The 16,982-nt window shown below is 51.3% G+C and carries 13 protein-coding genes; 3 read left to right on the forward strand and 10 right to left on the reverse strand.

Annotation, left to right across the window (positions count from 1 at the left end; all coding sequences use genetic code 11):
* Nucleotides 1-40: 40 nt before the first annotated feature.
* From CRO74_RS04665 to CRO74_RS04680, 4 genes are all read right to left on the reverse strand, one after another.
* Nucleotides 41-2,443: a hypothetical protein gene (locus CRO74_RS04665; RefSeq protein ID WP_097124836.1), complete on the reverse strand. Its 2,403-nt coding sequence runs from the start codon at nt 2,441-2,443 to the stop codon at nt 41-43.
* 26 nt (nt 2,444-2,469) lie between these two features.
* Entirely contained in the window at nt 2,470-3,585 is a 1,116-nt protein-coding gene (locus CRO74_RS04670) for a DUF4249 domain-containing protein (RefSeq protein ID WP_097124837.1), read from the reverse strand.
* A gap of 109 nt (nt 3,586-3,694) precedes the next feature.
* Nucleotides 3,695-6,466 carry a TonB-dependent receptor gene (locus tag CRO74_RS04675; RefSeq protein ID WP_097124838.1) on the reverse strand — a complete coding sequence of 924 codons (2,772 nt, stop codon included), beginning with the start codon at nt 6,464-6,466 and terminating at the stop codon, nt 3,695-3,697.
* Between the two features lie 2 nt (nt 6,467-6,468).
* A complete protein-coding gene (locus CRO74_RS04680; RefSeq protein WP_245877760.1) occupies nt 6,469-7,194 on the reverse strand; it encodes a hypothetical protein in 726 nt (241 codons plus the stop codon).
* 428 nt (nt 7,195-7,622) lie between these two features.
* Here CRO74_RS04680 and CRO74_RS04685 point away from each other — a divergent pair, with 428 nt between their 5' ends.
* Nucleotides 7,623-8,087 carry a response regulator gene (locus CRO74_RS04685; protein WP_097124840.1) on the forward strand — a complete coding sequence of 155 codons (465 nt, stop codon included), beginning with the start codon at nt 7,623-7,625 and terminating at the stop codon, nt 8,085-8,087.
* On the opposite strand, the gene CRO74_RS04690 is transcribed toward CRO74_RS04685, so the two are convergent.
* Together CRO74_RS04690 and CRO74_RS04695 are read right to left on the reverse strand one after the other, a co-directional pair.
* A complete protein-coding gene (locus CRO74_RS04690; RefSeq protein WP_097124841.1) occupies nt 8,084-9,385 on the reverse strand; it encodes a sensor histidine kinase in 1,302 nt (433 codons plus the stop codon). The genes CRO74_RS04685 and CRO74_RS04690 overlap by 4 nt on opposite strands.
* A gap of 125 nt (nt 9,386-9,510) precedes the next feature.
* Nucleotides 9,511-10,308: a rhamnogalacturonan acetylesterase gene (locus CRO74_RS04695; protein WP_097124842.1), complete on the reverse strand. Its 798-nt coding sequence runs from the start codon at nt 10,306-10,308 to the stop codon at nt 9,511-9,513.
* 243 nt (nt 10,309-10,551) lie between these two features.
* On the opposite strand from CRO74_RS04695, the gene CRO74_RS04700 reads away from it, so the two are divergent.
* Both CRO74_RS04700 and CRO74_RS04705 read left to right on the forward strand, forming a co-directional pair.
* Nucleotides 10,552-11,028 (forward strand): RidA family protein, encoded by a 477-nt coding sequence (locus CRO74_RS04700; protein ID WP_097126012.1) that lies wholly within the window; start codon nt 10,552-10,554, stop codon nt 11,026-11,028.
* Complete coding sequence (locus tag CRO74_RS04705) at nt 11,028-12,143, forward strand: D-TA family PLP-dependent enzyme (protein WP_097124843.1); 1,116 nt, start codon at nt 11,028-11,030, stop codon at nt 12,141-12,143. Before CRO74_RS04700 ends, CRO74_RS04705 begins: the two co-directional genes overlap by 1 nt.
* 47 nt (nt 12,144-12,190) lie before the next feature.
* Here the strand turns inward: CRO74_RS04705 and CRO74_RS04710 are convergent, their stop codons facing one another.
* The 4 genes from CRO74_RS04710 to CRO74_RS04725 all read right to left on the reverse strand — a co-directional run bounded on the left by CRO74_RS04710 (nt 12,191) and on the right by CRO74_RS04725 (nt 16,778).
* The gene (locus CRO74_RS04710; protein WP_097124844.1) at nt 12,191-13,000 is read right to left on the reverse strand and encodes a methyltransferase domain-containing protein; all 810 of its coding nucleotides are present in this window, start codon (nt 12,998-13,000) and stop codon (nt 12,191-12,193) included.
* Nucleotides 13,001-13,139: 139 nt separating this feature from the next.
* Nucleotides 13,140-14,303: an aldose epimerase family protein gene (locus tag CRO74_RS04715; protein ID WP_097124845.1), complete on the reverse strand. Its 1,164-nt coding sequence runs from the start codon at nt 14,301-14,303 to the stop codon at nt 13,140-13,142.
* A gap of 145 nt (nt 14,304-14,448) precedes the next feature.
* Nucleotides 14,449-15,147: an L-ribulose-5-phosphate 4-epimerase gene (locus CRO74_RS04720; protein WP_097124846.1), complete on the reverse strand. Its 699-nt coding sequence runs from the start codon at nt 15,145-15,147 to the stop codon at nt 14,449-14,451.
* A gap of 89 nt (nt 15,148-15,236) precedes the next feature.
* Nucleotides 15,237-16,778: an alpha-N-arabinofuranosidase gene (locus CRO74_RS04725; protein ID WP_097124847.1), complete on the reverse strand. Its 1,542-nt coding sequence runs from the start codon at nt 16,776-16,778 to the stop codon at nt 15,237-15,239.
* Between the last annotated feature and the right edge of the window lie 204 nt (nt 16,779-16,982).

A 16,982-nucleotide genomic window follows, 5' to 3' on the forward strand; every position in this document is an offset into this window, starting at 1 on the left:
AATAAATAGAACCTACGGTGTATGGCCGTACTGTACTCACCTACTTCGGGCTATTTTTTACCTCGAAAAGCGTCCGCTGGCTACCAGCCTGACCATCGGTTGTTAGCCCATTCACTTCCACAACGTAGGTGCCGGTCTGGTCGGAAGTGTAAAACTCGGCACGGCCCTTCCCCTGAGCGTCGGTTTTCAGGTTGGGATTCCAGTACAGGAGCGTCCGGCCATCGGGTTGTCGGCTGCTTAGCTGTCGGGGCGTGTCGTAGCGGGGGGAATAGAACTCCCGTTGCAGTTGTAGTCCGTCGTAATCCAGCTTCAGCAAGCGGGCATCGAGCGGAAAACCCGCCAGATCCCCTTTATAGGTCATAAAACTGATAACACCGGGGAAAAGAGACGGACCAATGAAAAACTGATTGGTAATCACGTCGATCTGCTTCACTTTCAGCGGACTGAACTCGATGATTTTGTCCATGTCAAACACCGGCACGCCATCCAGCAGAGCCAGCGATGGGTCTTCGAAAATAGCCCGGTAAGGCTCATTGGGTACGTAAAGCCGGAAACGCCCCTGCTTTTTTCGGGGCATCACTCCCAGAATATATTCCCGAAGAACCTCTTCCATGCGCGGGAAACGGGTGTATACATCCAGCAGGTACGATTCACCGGGCTTTCCGTAAAACGCCGAGCTATCGACCGGCGGGTACTGATAGTTGATAACCCGGTCGCCCCAGTACGTTGCCTGTACCTGCATAGCCACACTTCGATTGAGGAGTTGATCGGTCTGCGACTCGGCAACGGACAGCGCGGGCAGGCGCGTGCTTGAGAACGTGCCGGAAAATGGATTGGTTATCGCTATTTTATAAATACTGTCCTTGGGATTGGTCTGGACGACGATGTTTCGGGCACCGTAAAAATCCTGCATTTCAAAGCGAATTCTGCCCGACGAGTCACTCCGCGACACATACAGCCGAATGGGCTTTCCGACCGATGATAAATACGTAATAATATTGGGTACTGGCTTTCCAGTCAGGCTATCGGTTACGGTGCCCTGAATGAGTAGTCCGTTGTGTTCGGGAGTGAATAGGCGTTTAAGTTGCTTTTTCCCCGGAGAGGGGCTGTTGAGTACATCCTCCCACCGAAACCGACGCCAGCCATATGTGAGCATCAGGTTGTCGGTTGCCTGAGCTACGCCTTCATTACCGGGTTGTAGATAATAGTCGGGCGATTCGATCCGGCCTTGCAAATCGGAGGTCATCCACAAATAACTGAGTAGGTTTCCCGAACTGGTTTCGGCCAGCGAGTCGACCCGGTACACCGCCATCGACAAACCCGCCTGACGGCCCTGAGCCGCAGTAGCCACCGATGCGTCCAGCGTTACTTTCGTCCGGGAGGCATACGAAGGCTGGTTTGGTTTCAGGCTAATGTCAAGCGGCTGCGTGGGCCGTTTGAAGTACAATCGCTCGCAAACGGGCTTACCGTCGGCGTTAAAGATGGTCAGGTGGGAGATGCCTTCACCTAATTTTTTTTTGTCAATCGAAAAGGTTGTTTCGCGTTGAATAGGCCGTGCTTCGGCCACTTTTATGTCGTTTCGGGTGTGCGCGAACAGCAAAACGGACGAAGCCCCCGGCACATTGGTGCGAACGGTAAGCGTCAACTGATCGGCGCTGCTCTCGTCCAGCCGCATGGTGTAGCCCTGGGGATACACGGTAGGAAGCGGCCGCGTTACAGTGCGCCCTTGTCTGTCCCTGAAAACGACCCGGTACATCTTTTCGTCCGGCGTCAGGGTAAACGTGCCGATCCCGAACTTGTGGGAGTTGAACCGCGTCAGGGTGTCGTTTTGACCCGAAACCAGCCAGCCCTGAACGGCCACCCCGCGCCCCGATGCATCGGCTACTTTAAACGCCACCTTTCCAGGAAGCCCCTGCACCAGATTGCCGCCCTCGGGAAAAAGCTGAACGTCATAATCGGTCGTTTCCCGCAACAGCGGCAAACCCAGCGGTTTAAAAGGATTGACAACCGTGAGCGTCTTCTCAAAGAAGAAATCCGCATTGAAGTTCTTCATCCAGCTTGTGTAAGCCCGCAGCAGGTAATTGCCCGAACTGAGTGACGAGGGTAGAAACAGGTTGCCGTTCCCGCCGTCGGGGTTGAGGGCGACTTTAGTTTGCAGCACCGATTTTTTCTCTTTGTCCAGCAATTCGACATAAGTGACTTTGCTCACATCGAGCGGCTGGTGACGGGAGCCATCGACGTAATAGATTTTAAACCACATAGTTTCGCCGGTGAGGTAAAACGCCTGATCGGTATGAACGAACAGCTTTTCCTGAAGTGCTTGCTGGCGGTATCGCTCAAACGACTGTACAGGCCCACTGCCCGATGGCAGAGATTGCCCCCAGGACAGCACCGGAACGAAGAAAAGCAGGGTGAAAAGTACGCGTGGTATAGAAACAGGCATAAGGGAGGTCGTTTGGTCGCTGGTGCTTACTGCCAGAAGTCAGGTCTTTTGATAACACCACCCCGCAGGCGGCAATCTACACAATAGGTGGAGGTGGTCAGATAGCGCGTCATGTCATACAGGGTGACAACCGCCGGTTGATCCTTGCGGATTTCAGCCAGTGTCAGGGTATCCGTCGTACAGCTTTCGTAACTCGTAATTGCCCGGAAGTCCGGGATTTGCGACCGACTGATAAAGAGTCGTTTGGTTGCCACCGAGCCCACCCTGAAAAAGCCCAGCACCAGTTCATTGCTGTTGTTGGCGCAATACAGGTTTCCGGTGATCTGCGAGGGTTGCGGGTCAAAAATGGAGCCGATGTTCTGGGTTATTTTGGCAAGCTGGTCGTAGTAGTCGAAGCCCGTCTGGCTCAGGGCGATCTGCCGAACCAGTATGCTGTATTTAACGCCGAGTTTTATGGAACTGCCGGGAATAAACGTTAGCGGAAACTGACTTACCACATCCTGGCTCAAACGGGCAGTTGAGGTGGTCATGATATTGGTTGAACTGGCGTTGCTCCAGCACTGATCGACCCGTACGGCGCGGTCGACAAGCTGGTTGTTAATCAGCTCATAGCTGGATGTGAAAGCCGAGTAATACTCCCAGGTCTCATCGAACTCCCAGCGGTAATACCGGGTGTTGTTTGTAGCATCGTGGGCGTTTACGTTGATCTGTACGCCGTTATCTTCCTTCCGCCAGCTGACACTGTCGATGGGGGGCGTCTGAATAACCGGCACATAGGCCGAGAAATACTCAACTCCTTTAGTCGTTCGGATATGCAACCGGTAGTTCTCACCCGTTCTGGGCGTAACGCCCGCCAGCGTATACGTACCCGCAGCACCTTCGGCGAGGGTGTAAATGGCTTTGTTCTGGCTCTCAATCGTTACCACCGCTTTGGTTTCGACGGTGGGCGCTTTGGTGTCGGCCAGATTCTGCGTTCTCGACAGGCGAATGGTCGTGGGCGCACCCGGTGCGCTGTCGAAGAAGCCATTCACAACCAGATAACTGTTGGGCGACGCCACTTCGGGTGGGCGGTACGGGTCAACGCACCCGCCAACGAGCAGGATCAACAACCAGGCGAGTATGTTTATAGGGGTGTTTTTCATGGTAGAAGGGTTGAGTCACAGAGATGCACGGAGATACACAGAGATTATTATAAGAAAAACTTTTCTCTGTGTATCTCCGTGCGTCTTGGTGCATCTCTGTGGCCCACCTTTAAAATCTAAAATTATACGTAACTGACGGAATTGGATTTCCGAAAATGGATAACTGATACCCGTTGATTCGGCCATTCTCCGATTTAAAATACACAGAGTACGCATTGTGCCGCCCCAGAAGATTATAAACCGAGACCGTCCAGGAACTGTGCGCCAGCTTCTTCACCTTGTGATTACCTTCAATATTCATCGCAAAATCGGCGCGGTAATAGTCCGGAATTCGGTACTGGTTACGCTCCGAATACAGCAGTCTGGCGGCATTGTCGAGGGTGTATTTACCCACTGGCAGCGTAATGGGCCGCCCCGTGCTATACGTGAAATTCAACGATAGACTAAACCGGCGGTTGATCTTGTAGTTGCTGATCATCGTGAAGTCATGCGGTTTATCGTAGCTACTCGGGTAAAAATTGCCCTGGTTGATGGTTTCGCTGCTGTTCAGCCCGTTGGTTCGCAGGAGGGTTCGGGCGTAGGTATAACTCAGCCAGCCGTTCAGTTTGCCCGTCATTTTTTTGACCAGAAATTCAACACCGTAGGCCATGCCTTCAGCCCGCACGACATCGGTTTCGATATGGTGGTTGAGAATCAATGAAGCCCCGCCCCGGTAATCGAGCAGGTTCTGCATGGTCTTGTAATAGGCCTCTGCGGATAACTCGATGGTGTTGGTGCGGTTGTTTTTGTAGATACCCACGGCGTATTGATCGCCCACTTGTGGTTTGATGTTCGGGTCGCTGAGTTTCCAGATGTCGGTGGGGGAGATGACCGTCGTGTTGGAAAGCATCTGAATGTACTGCCGGGTGCGGTTGAAACTCGCTTTTACCGAAGCGGTGCTGGAGAGCGCGTACCGAATGGCCAGCCGGTATTCCGGTCCCTGATAGGTAGCAATGGATTTATTGGTGCCATAGGTAAGCGTGTCGATGATGGTATTCACGGATTTCGGCAGACCCGGTGCGTACTGATAGACTGAATTCGGGCCCAGATAGGTATAAACCGAATACCGTAGCCCGCCACTGATCGACAGCCGGGGGCTGATGTCGAAGCGGTCGCCAATGTACACCGCACTTTCCAGCGCCTGTTCCGTGGGCACAACATCGGGCACGATCAGCGACTCACGGCCTTTGGGCTGGAAACTGCCGGGCGATATTCTGTAGTGGGTACTGCTGATACCAAAATCAACCGCGTGCTGGTTGGTTGGGTAGTAGTTGAAATCAGCTTTCAACTGCGATTGTTTAATCGAAAAGTCGAGCTGGTAGGCATTGACCGGATTTTTTTCGCTCGCTACATCGTACTTGTAGCCGCTGTAATTACCCGTGAAAACGCTGTACAGTTTGTTATTGAACACGTGCTTCCATTTCAGCGTTGCCGTCTGGTTCTGATACCGGTACGACGTATCGCTGTTGAGCTTAAACTGGTCCCGACTCAGGTAGCCGGTTAGGTAGAACGCGTTTTTTTCGTTGGCTTCGTGGGTGATGTGCAGGTTGATGTCGTAAAACTGCGCCTGACTTTTCTGGAACGAGGCATTCTGAAGCTGCCGCAGCAGCCAGTCGGAATACGACGAGCGAACGCCCGCAATGAACGAGGTCTTGTCTTTAAGGATCGGTCCTTCCAGCGTTAGCCGACCCGTTAGCAGACCAATCCCGCCCGAGCCAACAAATTTCTTTTTGTTGCCATCCCGCGTCTGCACATCCAGTACCGATGATAGCCGACCGCCAAAGCGCGATGGGATAGCACTTTTGTAGAGTTCAGCGCTCTTGATCATATCGGGGTTAAAGGCCGAGAAAAAACCGAACAGGTGCGACGAGTTATAAATGGTGGCGTCGTTGTACAGAATCAGGTTCTGGTCCGTAGCGCCCCCGCGAACATTGAGTCCGGTGGAGCTTTCGCCAACGGTTTTGACCCCCGGCAAGGTCTGAATAACCCGCAGCAGATCAGCCTCACCCAATGCCGTAGGCACTTGCTTGATGCTTTTAATATCGACCCGCTCCTGACCCATCTGAAGACCAGAAATATTCTTGTCTTTTTCGGCCTCGATCACCACCTCTTTCAGCGCAATGACATCGTCTTCCATCTCGATGTCGAACTTCCCATCGGCGTATAGAATAATCCGGCGTCGGGTATCTTTCAGGCCAATGCTCCGCAGTTTCAGGTCATGTTTGCCGCGCGGCAGGGTGATGGAATAGTAGCCGAACTGGTCGGATATGGTGCCAATACGCGGATTTTCAAGGTAAACAGCCGCGCCCACGATGGGCTCTCCCGACGATACATTACGGACGTACCCTGCCAGGGTAGACCGTCCTGGCCGGATGGGCGTTGTCCGTTTGCCAATTTCGTAGACCTTTGTTTCCGGTTCCACCCGCTTTTTCTGAGTTTCGGTCAAGTAGCCCGCCAGAGTTGAATCTGCCCCGGTATCCGACCGACCGCGTACGAAGAAACCAATGGGCAGTTCGGTTCGGATGGGCCGGGTTGTGGTAATGTAAACCCGTTGCTGGTTATCGATGGAAAACCCGTATTTGGTGCCGTTGAAGAGTTGCTGAAGCACCAACCGAAGCGGCTGCTTGTCAACGCGCATATCCAGGCGGATACTATCGGCATCGATGGGGTCATAAAAGAACCGATAGGGCGACTGCGCTTCAATTTGATGAACAAACTGCGTAAAGGGGGTATTCGAGAAGTCGCCACTAATGGGTTTGTCGGTGGGAGTCTGGGCAAAGGCCGTTGTCAGGAAGCAAAGCAATCCGATGTAGAGGAACGTAGTCCGGTAAAGTTGAATCATAGTTACTTCAGTAGGTCTTCATACCGGTTTGTTACCTGTGAAATGGCTTCCTCGCGTTTCTCATCATTAAATTTGAGGCTATTCGAACGCATGAACTTGCGGAGTACTTTGGCCTGTTCCGGAAAAACCTGAAGCAGCGAGCGTTTTGATTTTACTTCATAATAGACGCCATCTTTCACAACAAAAAAGCGGTCTTTTACCAGGTAGTCGGCCTGAAATTTTCCACTCGAAATATCTTCGTGAATGACTTTAACCCGACGGGCGAGCGCCTTTATACGGCCGTTGTGCAGGATTTCGTAAAAACCCGTTGGTACGCCGGCTGCGCTGTCGCCTACGATTCGGATAAACTGATGCTGACCCATGATAAAGGACGCTACGTAGTCGTTGCGCGGCCTGAGCCGAAACCCACCGCCCGGCGGCTGAATCGCCAGCTGGTCACGAACAACATCGTAAAGCATTTTTATGTCCGAATACTGCGCCCCCCGATAGACAATCGTACAGGATAGCAGGCTATCGACGCCAAAGAATGGGTGAATTTTGATGCGGTGGTCGTGCGCAATGTACTCATTGCCCTCGTACACATGTGCCTGTTCACGCAGGTCCTGTTCGTAAGCACGTACGGCCTGGTTGCGGGCCAGTTGCTGAAAAGAGCTATCGGGCTTGAGGGTTTGTCCTGTAGCCCGGCTGGTTAGACAACCAATCAGAAACAGAAGAAAATAATAATTCATCGGTTGGGTGAGGGCAAAGGGCAGCTTATAACTCATTAACATGTTGACATAATCTTATTATGAATACACCCGTGGCTTTTTTCTACTTAGATACCGTCGAATAATCAACCTTACTTTATTAATCGTACCAGTTAATACGGTATATCTATACGTAACAATGGGAACCTGATTAGTAAGGGAGGTGGTAGTTCGTTCTGTGGTTGTATGTCACAGCCTGGCTAAAAATACACCATTGTATTTACATTCGTTGTAATCAGCCGATATTATTAAGGCAATATATACCTGTCAATATTTGGTATGTTAAGGTAGTTTTGCCAGATTTAAGCCCGAATACTCGTTGACAAGAAAACACTTCAGGTAACTACCTGCTTTAAGTAACAGCCAGCTTATTAGCTATTCATAAAGCCCATCTCCCAGTATCCGTCAGAATGAATGAAGGAACAAAGGCCCAAATGGGGCGTCCGCACAGAGGAAATAAAATTTTGTTAATCGATGACAGCCTTGACCACTGTGTATTGATCGAAACCGTACTACAGGAGTGTATGCCCGATGCTCATTTACTGACTGCCTATACGCGGGAGGAGGCCATAACTCAACTCAAAAACTGTCAGGAAGCCAAGGAAAGTTTACCTCGTTTAATCTTACTGGATTTGTATTTTCCCCTTCGGAACGATGGCCTGCAAGTGTTACAAGTTCTGAAAGCAAACGATTCTCCATACCGACTCATTCCCGTAACGGTTCTAAGTCATTCCAGCCTGGCCGAAGACATACAGACATCCTACGATTTGGGCGCTACTTCCTATATCGTTAAGCCCGGCGATTTTAAGCGTTGGCTTGCTTACTTCCAGGCTTTACGGCAATACTGGTGGCAAACGGTAAGCCTTCCACTTTAGTTATTGTCGTACTGAAGGGGCAAACGGACACGAAATAACGTACCTCGTCCTTCCTCAGTTTCTATTTCTATATTGGCATCCAGCAGTTCGCACAAGCGCTTCACAATCTGCAAACTTACGCCTTCCCGATGAGTTGAATTAACGACCGTCTGTGCCAGAACGGGTCCTTCCGGTATGTCGTGCTCATTGGTTGGAATAACCGACACCGGATCACTCTGCTCCGGCGACATTACGCTAACCGTTTCCACATTTGGTTTGAGCTGTTTGGTTAACAGGGCGGTCAATTTACCGGTTATACCCGGTCCAGAATCCTGAACGCTAAAAATCCAGCGAAAATCATTCTCCTTCGTCCAGGATACGGATATGAAGCCGGATGGTGTGTACTGAAGGGCATTTTGAAGAAGGTGATACGCAATTTGCCGAAGCTTGTCCGGATCTGTTTGCGCTGGTATTGATTTGGGTCCGTCGGCCGACAGAATCAGGCCGCGCTCCTTTGCCATCGGCTGTACAACCTCAACCAGTTTGTTCAGTAATTGAACAACGTCGATCGCCTGAATCTGCAACGTGTCCTCTCCGGCTTCCAATCGCGACAAATCCGTTAGATTACCAAGCATAGATTGCACATTCGTCAGGTTTCGATTCAGCATATCCAGGTACTGGGTGCGCTCTTCCTGACTCAGGTCATCCATTTTTAGGAGGTAGGCGGCACTATTAATTATACCAAAGCTACCCCGTAAGTCGTGCGAGGTGGTACGCAGCATGGTACTTCGCAAACGGGATAGTTCAGTCATCTGGTCAATTGCCTTTTGCAGGGAAGAGGCCCGATTGGCGGCTTCCAGTCGTTGCAATTCATCATATTTCTCTACACTACCGTTGATGGTTTCACTCATAAACTGAGCAATAAGGCGGTGTACCCGGACTAGAAAGCCAGCGTTCGTTTTTGGGAAAAAAGCATGAAAAGCTTCCAGCTCATTGTAAAGTGTCTCAGTGAAGAGATTCAACTCCCGAATCGTTTCCAGCAACGCGTGCGATTTTTGCCAGCGGTGTAACCCATGGGACGTTGCCGCAATGGTTGGGTCAATATCTTCTGGTTTACTGAGTAACCGTTTTTCAAGAATGCCTAAAACAATGGGAAGCAGGTTGTTGAATTCATCACGGCTCAAGGTAGATACATTCCCTAAAAAAGTGTCCTGTTCGCAGGCGGTACGCCAATTGTTCAGAATTGCTTCCCGGCGAGTAAAAAAGTACGAGACTAACTCGGCCAGGGGTTCTGGGTTATCGGAAGCTAGTGTAGGCATACTGGTGTATAAGTAGTAAATCTCCAACTTTCATGCGGTCGCATTGTTTCAGAATAGCCGAATTCGTACGCTCTTAACGTACTCCGAACGGTTAACCAATAAATGTACAGCCACCGATGAGCTCGTTACTTTACGTACTGATTGAGCGGACAGGCTTTTAGCTGTTTGAGCCCTTCTACCACAGCTGCTGCGTTTAGCTTTGCTCCGGCGGCATTCGTATGGACATTGTCTTTGACAAAATAGGTGGCCTGCAACAGGGCTGAATCGCCGACAACGTCGTATTTGCGGGCAACAAGTTCGTTGAGGTCGATGAAGTACGTTTTTAGCTTGCCGTCGGCGTCGGCCTTCGCTACTTCAGATGCCCACTTACCGTAATTATCGGCTCCCCGCATCACTTTACCGTCTCTCCAGCCATTACGCGGTACCAGCGACAGAACAATGGGGGTAGCGCCACGGGCTTTCGTTTCGGCCACATATTTGCGCAGATACCAGCCGTAACTATGCACTACCTCGTGTTTTTTAGTGATCAGGTTGTCAATTTCCGCCGTTTCGTCGCCAATACCTTTTATCGTTCCCCTCGCTCGCAGCGTGTCATTTATGGCACCCGCATCGTTATGACCGAACTGCATCATCACAAAATCGCCGGGTTTGAGGGCTGTCCGGATTTTCTCCCAACGCCCTTCGGTCAGGAACGTACGGCTGCTCCGGCCTCCAATGGCGTGATTCTCGATCTTGATACGGGTTGTATCGAAATAAGCGTCGATAAAGTGACCCCAACCCCACATCCCACCTTCGCCTTTATCGGTTGAGTTTTTTACGGTCGAATCACCAATCAGGTACAACGTTGGGCGCTGGGGAAGGAGGGCCGCAGCCCAGAGGCAAGCGGTAACGAGCAGGAGTGCGGATGTATGTACTGGTCTCATGAACGTGTGTAAACTGGTGTTAATTTTTTGCGAAGGTCGGTACACAAGCCGCAAAGTCCGTCTTGTGGCTCCTTATTTACTGTGAATGTTTAATCTAAATAAAAGTCAGATTGTTAGTAGACAGATTACAGAAATCATAACAATCTACCCCAACTGTTGGTCGGTTCTGGTAAAATAACCCGGTATTCGATTAAGTTTGTACGCCTACTTAGTTTGTTGCTCTTATTAATAATTCACTCAATGATGCAAGCTGACATCCCTTCGCCCGAAAAAAACTTTGCTGATACCGGCCTCACCTTACCCCCGGCACCACAACCACTCGGCGTTTATAAGCCCTATCTGATTGACGGTAAATACCTGTATGTGTCCGGACATGGACCGGTTCAGGATGATAAAAGCCTGATCATTGGTCGCGTTGGAGACGATCTGGATATTGAACAGGGCAAACTAGCCGCCCGGCAGGTAGGATTGGCTATTTTATCAACCATTCGCACCAACCTGGGTAGTCTTGACAGGGTGAAGCGCGTCATTAAAGTGTTGGGAATGGTCAATTGCCCGTCCGATTTTGGTCGTCATCCATACGTGATCAATGGGTGCAGCGAACTGTTTGCCACCGTTTGGGGCACCGAAAACGGTATCGGCGTTCGGTCGGCGGTGGGCATGGGCTCGCTTCCCGATAACATTCCGGTTGAAATAGAAGCCCTGTTCGAACTGGTCTGATGGAGCAAACGCCCTGGTATTCGATTGCCGACATTGCCCAACTCGATACACCCGCGTTGGTGGTTTATCCGGAACGGGTAAAACAGAATATTGCCCTCCTGGTCCGATCGATTGACAGCGTCAAGCGGTTGCGCCCGCATGTCAAAACGAGTAAGTCGCGGGAGGCTTCGCAATTGCTGATGGAGGCCGGTATTCGCAAGTTTAAGTGTGCCACCATTGCCGAGGCCGAAATGCTGGCGTCCATTGGTGCGCCCGATGTGCTGCTGGCCTACCAGCCTAACGGAGCCAAAATGCACCGGCTGCTAAGCCTCATAAAAGCGTATCCCGAAACGACATTTTCCTGTCTGGTCGATAACCTCGGCACCGCCCGTCAACTTTCTGAACTGGCAGTAGCAGCCGGGGCGGTCGTGCCCGTTTACGTGGATTTGAACGTTGGTATGAACCGCACGGGTATGGCACCCGGTGAGGCCGTGTTGACCCTTTACACAGAATTGTCGGCGTTGCCCGGTATCCAGCCAATGGGGCTGCACGCTTATGACGGGCATCTGCGCGACCCGGATATGGCCGTTCGGGCGGCCCAGTGCGATGCGGCCTTCTGGCCCGTCAAATTACTAAGCGATACCATTTCGGCTCGTGGACTGGGTAAGCCCATTTTAGTTGTAGGAGGGAGCCCAACGTTTCCGATCCACGCCAAACGGCCCGACGTTGAGTGCAGCCCCGGCACGTTTATCTATTGGGACAAAGGGTATCAGTCTACCCTGGCTGAGCAGCCGTTTTTACCGGCGGGGTTAGTCGTAACGCGCGTTATTTCGCTGCCCGATGCCACGAAAGTTTGCCTGGATGTGGGGCATAAATCAATTGCTGCCGAGGGCGAGCTAAGCCAGCGGATCACGTTCCTGAATGCCCCCGAGCTAAAAGCCATCGGGCAGAGTGAGGAGCATCTGGTTGTCGAAGCGGGTGAGGGGCATTCCTACAAAGTTGGGGATGTGCTTTATGGCCTGCCCAATCATATTTGCCCAACGGTGGCCCTGTACGAACGGGCCTATACGATTGAAAACGGCACTCTTTCGGGCGAGTGGCGTACCGTCTCGCGTGACCGGATAATGTCTATTTAGTGTTTCGGTGTGGTGTCGGTTTTGAGAAACCGACACCATACCGAAACTTACAAGGGTTGCTGACTTTCAACGGCCAGTAAATACACGGTCATCGACTGGCCGACGGTGGCAATCCAGTTATCATAATTCCGAATAGCTTCCAGCCGCTGGTTTTCCGTGATGTAGCCATCCTGCACCAGCTGGGGACCACGCAGTTCGGCCACTTCGGCCCACAACCGGCTGGCTATGCTGAAATCCGGGTCGTTCCTCCGGGTTATCTCAAACTGCTCTTCGACCTGCACGGCATCAAAGCCAACGAAGTGCATCAGTGTTTTCAGGTTGTCGGCAATGGCGTTATCGAATCCGGCATCCTGCCGCCAGTTGAGAAAAGCGTCATAAAATAGTTTCATCGCTCCGGGCGGTTCGGGCGTCCAGGAAATTTTCTCATGATTGAAGTCCAGAATGGCTAAATGTCCGCCGGGCTTCACGAAACGCTTCATGTTACGTAGCGCGAGTTCGGGTTCAGCCAACCATTGAAGAGTTCGGGCGCAGGTAACCAGATCGAATCGTTCGGGCGTGTCAAACGCATACACATCGGCCTGCTGGAAGTCAAGACCGGGTGTGTCTCCAGCCTGTTGTTTCGCCAGTTCAATAAGATTTTGGTTCGGGTCAATACCCAGTACACTTCCGGTAGGCCCAATTTTTTCGGCAATGCTGCGGGTAATAGCCCCCGTGCCACAGCCTACATCGAGAACCGATAGGCCCGGTTTTAAATACTTTAGCAGATTACGATTTGCGTTTTCGACGGTTCGCCGTTCCAAAACAGGGTTATGACCGGCTGGCATCGTTGCCCGACCAGTACCGGATTGATCAGTCATGTGTGTTATAAAAAAAGGATTTATTGAACACAGAGACGGTCTGCCGTTGCGGCACAAAGTACACAGAGGTTTCGTGGCTGATTCCTCTGTGTACTTTGTGCCGCAACGGCGGACCGTCTCTGTGTTCAATCCGTAACGTTTATTTCTTCGTCGAGAACTGGTAGATGGTCGTCGTTTTATACGTTTCGCCGGGTTTCAACACTGTGGTTGGGAAAGCCGGATGGTTCGGGGAATCGGGATAATGTTCGGTTTCCAGGCAGAGGGCGTATCGTTTTTTATAGGCAAACCCTTCCCGCCCAACGACGGAGCCATCCAGGAAATTACCAGTATAAAACTGTATGGCAGGCTCTGTAGTCCGAACTTCCATAACCCGGCCCGATGTAGGCTCGTAAACAGTGGCGGCCAGTTTCAGTGAGTCGCCGGAACCGTTCAGCACCCAGCCGTGGTCGTATCCACCGCCGTATTTAATCTGGGTATCCGTCGAATCATTAATGCGTGACCCGACAACCGATGGCTTGAGGAAATCGAATGCAGTACCCGCTACAGGCTTCAATTCGCCGGTCGGAATCAGGGTTTGATCAACGGCAATGAGTTTATCCGCATTGAGCGTTACCACGTGGTCCAGAATGTCGCGCTTGGCACCGCCCGTCAGGTTGAAATACGTGTGGTTGGTCAGATTGACCACCGTTGGCTTATCGGTTGTGGCTTTGTAGTCAATCTTGAGGGCGTTATCCTTTTGCAAGGTGTACGTCACTTCTACGGATAGGTTTCCGGGATAGCCTTCTTCACCGTCTTTGGCTGTGTATGCCAGCTTAAGCGCGGGTTCATCGCCGTCTACCGGGGTTGCTGTCCAGAGCACCTTGTCGAAACCAACCTTACCGCCGTGCAGGTGGTTGCCCATGTTGTTGATGAACAGGTCGTAGGTTTTGCCATCGAGGGTGAACTTACCTTTGGCAATCCGGTTGCCGTATCGCCCAATCAACGCACCAAAATAGGGGTTGTTCTTAACGTAACTCGACAGCGAGTCCTGCCCCAGCGTAACGTCTTCGAATTTACCGTCTTTGTCGGGTACCTGGAGGCCCACGATAATGCCGCCGTAGTTGGTAATCTGGGCCGTCATACCGGCCGCATTACGCAGCGTATACAGATCAGCTGTTTGACCATCGGGAAGTTGTCCGTAGGCCGTTTTGTCGATACCCGCCTTTTTGTCGTCGGATTCGTTTTCTTTTTTCGATGAACAGGAGGTCATAGTTAAGCAACTTGTTAACAGAGCCAGCGATAAGAGTTGGGGCAAAAACTTCATGAACTATTGAGAATTAAGGGGTTTGGTCATGTTATGTCACAGAGATTCACAGAGAAAAAAGAGATACACAAAGATTTGTTTGTATCGCATTAATGTGAACTCAATTTGTAAAGAATGACGGGGCATACTCATACCCTTGGCAGGGCTAACAACCCTGTCCGTAGTAGGCGTTTTTGCCGTGTTTACGCTCGTAGTGTTTCAGTCTGAGCGTGTCTTTGATGCGGGGAGTATTCGGGTTTATTTGAAGCGTGAGATACGCCATGCGGGCGAGTTCTTCCAGCACAGCGGAGTTATAAACGGCTTTTTCGGCCGATTTTCCCCAGGTAAACGGCCCGTGATTTTGCAGGAGAACCATTTCCATTTCGGTATTAACCAGCCCCTTTTCGGCGAAGCAGTTGAAGATCTGGTGACCCGTTTCGTGCTCGTAATCCCCCTGAATCATCTCGTCGGTTAAGGCCGGGGCACAGGGTATATCCTGATGGGTGTGATCCGCGTGCGTGGTCCCGAAGATCGGGATGTCCATACCCGCCTGCGCCCAGGCCACAGCGTGGGTGCTGTGCGTGTGCGCGATACCACCGATGGTATCCCAGGTTTTGTACAGCAGCGCATGGGTTTTTGTATCTGACGAGGGCCGCAGCTGACCATCTACGACACGACCATCATAATCACAAATCACGATGTCGTCGGCCGTCAGTGTGTCGTAAGGAACCCCGCTGGGTTTTATGGCAAACACGGCCCGCTCCCGGTCAACCGCGCTGACGTTTCCGAATGTAAACAGCACCAGCCCCAGTTTGGGAAGCTGCATGTTGGCCTCGTAACATTCTTCTTTGAGGGTCTTGTACATGATTAATGTTGAATGAGTGAATGAGAGAATGAATGAATAAGTAATGAAGCTATTCACTCATTCGATCATTCACTCATTCAAAATTGAAATTACAGTTCCAGCACCACCACCGAAACCGGCGGCAGGGTTACAGTCAGCTTGTCGCTGTTGAGTTTGGCTCCGTTGAAGGCGACCGGCTTTATTTTAGTTAAATTCTCAAATGTGTTGTGGTCACGCACATTGGCCGAGGTCAGGATGCGGCCCGTTAGTCCGGACGACTTGATTCCGTTCAGATCGACCGTAATTTCCTGCGGCTTCGTTGGGTCTATGTTGACGAGCGAGACGTGTACCTTTCCGGCTTTGTCGCGGGAGGCCGACACCGACACGGCAGGGAGTTTGTCTTTCCCAAACGTGAAATCGTCGGACTTTATGCTTACCGGCAGCAGGGTAGCGTCCTGGTGTACGTTGTACATTTCCAGCACGTGATACGTGGGCGTCAGCAGAATTTTGTCGCCTTTGGTCAGGATCACCGCTTGCAGTACGTTGATGGCCTGCGCCAGATTGGCCATGCGTACGCGTTCGGCATGTTTGTGGAAGATGTTAAGCGTAGCTCCGGCCAGTACGCCATCGCGCATGGTGTTTTGCTGATACAGGAACCCAGGATTGGTGCCCGGCTCTACGTTGTACCAGCCGCCCCATTCGTCAACGATGAGCGCAATTTTTTTCTCCGGGTCGTACTTGTCCATCACGGCCGAATGTTTCTCGATCAGCTCGTCCATCAACAGGGCCTGCTTCATGATTTTGAAGTATTCCTCATCCGTAAACTGCGTCGCTGAGCTTTTCTTTCCTTCGCCCCACGACAATACCGAGTAATGGTGCATCGCCAGTCCTTCCATCATCGTGGACGGGATGTTTTTCATGAGCGTTTCGGTCCAGGTGTAGTCGTCGTCACTGGCACCTGATGCAATCCGGAAAATCTTGCCGTCGCCCACCTTATTGTTCATAAAGGTGCTGTACTGCCGGTAGAGGTTGGCGTAGTAATCGGGCTTCATGTTGCCGCCACAGCCCCAGGCTTCGTTAGCTACACCCCAATATTTCACATTCCAGGGGGCCTGACGACCATTCTGCTGGCGTAAGTTAGCCATCGGACTGTTCTTCTCGAAGTTGACATACTGTACCCAGTCCGACAATTCCTGCACCGTACCACTGCCTACGTTCCCGGCCAGATAAGGCTCGGTGCCCAGCAGTTCGCACATATTCAGGAAGTCGTGCGTACCAAAGCTGTTATCTTCCGTAACGCCACCCCACCAGGTATTCACGATTTTGGGGCGTTTGGCTTTCGGGCCAATGCCGTCCTTCCAGTGGTAGGTATCCGCAAAGCAGCCACCCGGCCAGCGCAGATTCGGGATCTTCATCTTCTTCAGCGCGTTGACAACGTCCAGTCGAACCCCGTTTTTGTTGGGGATTTTGGTGTTGCTTTCGCCAACATAAAAGCCGTCGTAGATACTTCGGCCCAGGTGTTCGGCGAAGTGGCCATAAATATGTTTGCTAATGACCGTTTTGCCGTCTCCGGCGTTAATAGTCACTTTATTCTGCGCCGATGCCAGGAAGGTCAGGCAGGCAAAGGAAAGAGTTAGGATTTGTTTCTTCATAGGACATTTTTTAGTTTTCGTGGTGTCAGTTTCTTAAAACTGACCCGATAGGTTCTTAAAACCTATCGGATATTCTGGTAATTGAACGAGGTTTTGAGAAACCTCACTTGTCAGTTTTAAGAAACTGACATCACGAAAATGAGGATAGTAAAGAGTGCAAGAGCGAAAAGGGATGAACGCCTAAAGGGAGTAAAATCGCTCTTT

This window comes from Spirosoma fluviale (assembly GCF_900230225.1).
Lineage (GTDB): Bacteria > Bacteroidota > Bacteroidia > Cytophagales > Spirosomataceae > Spirosoma > Spirosoma fluviale.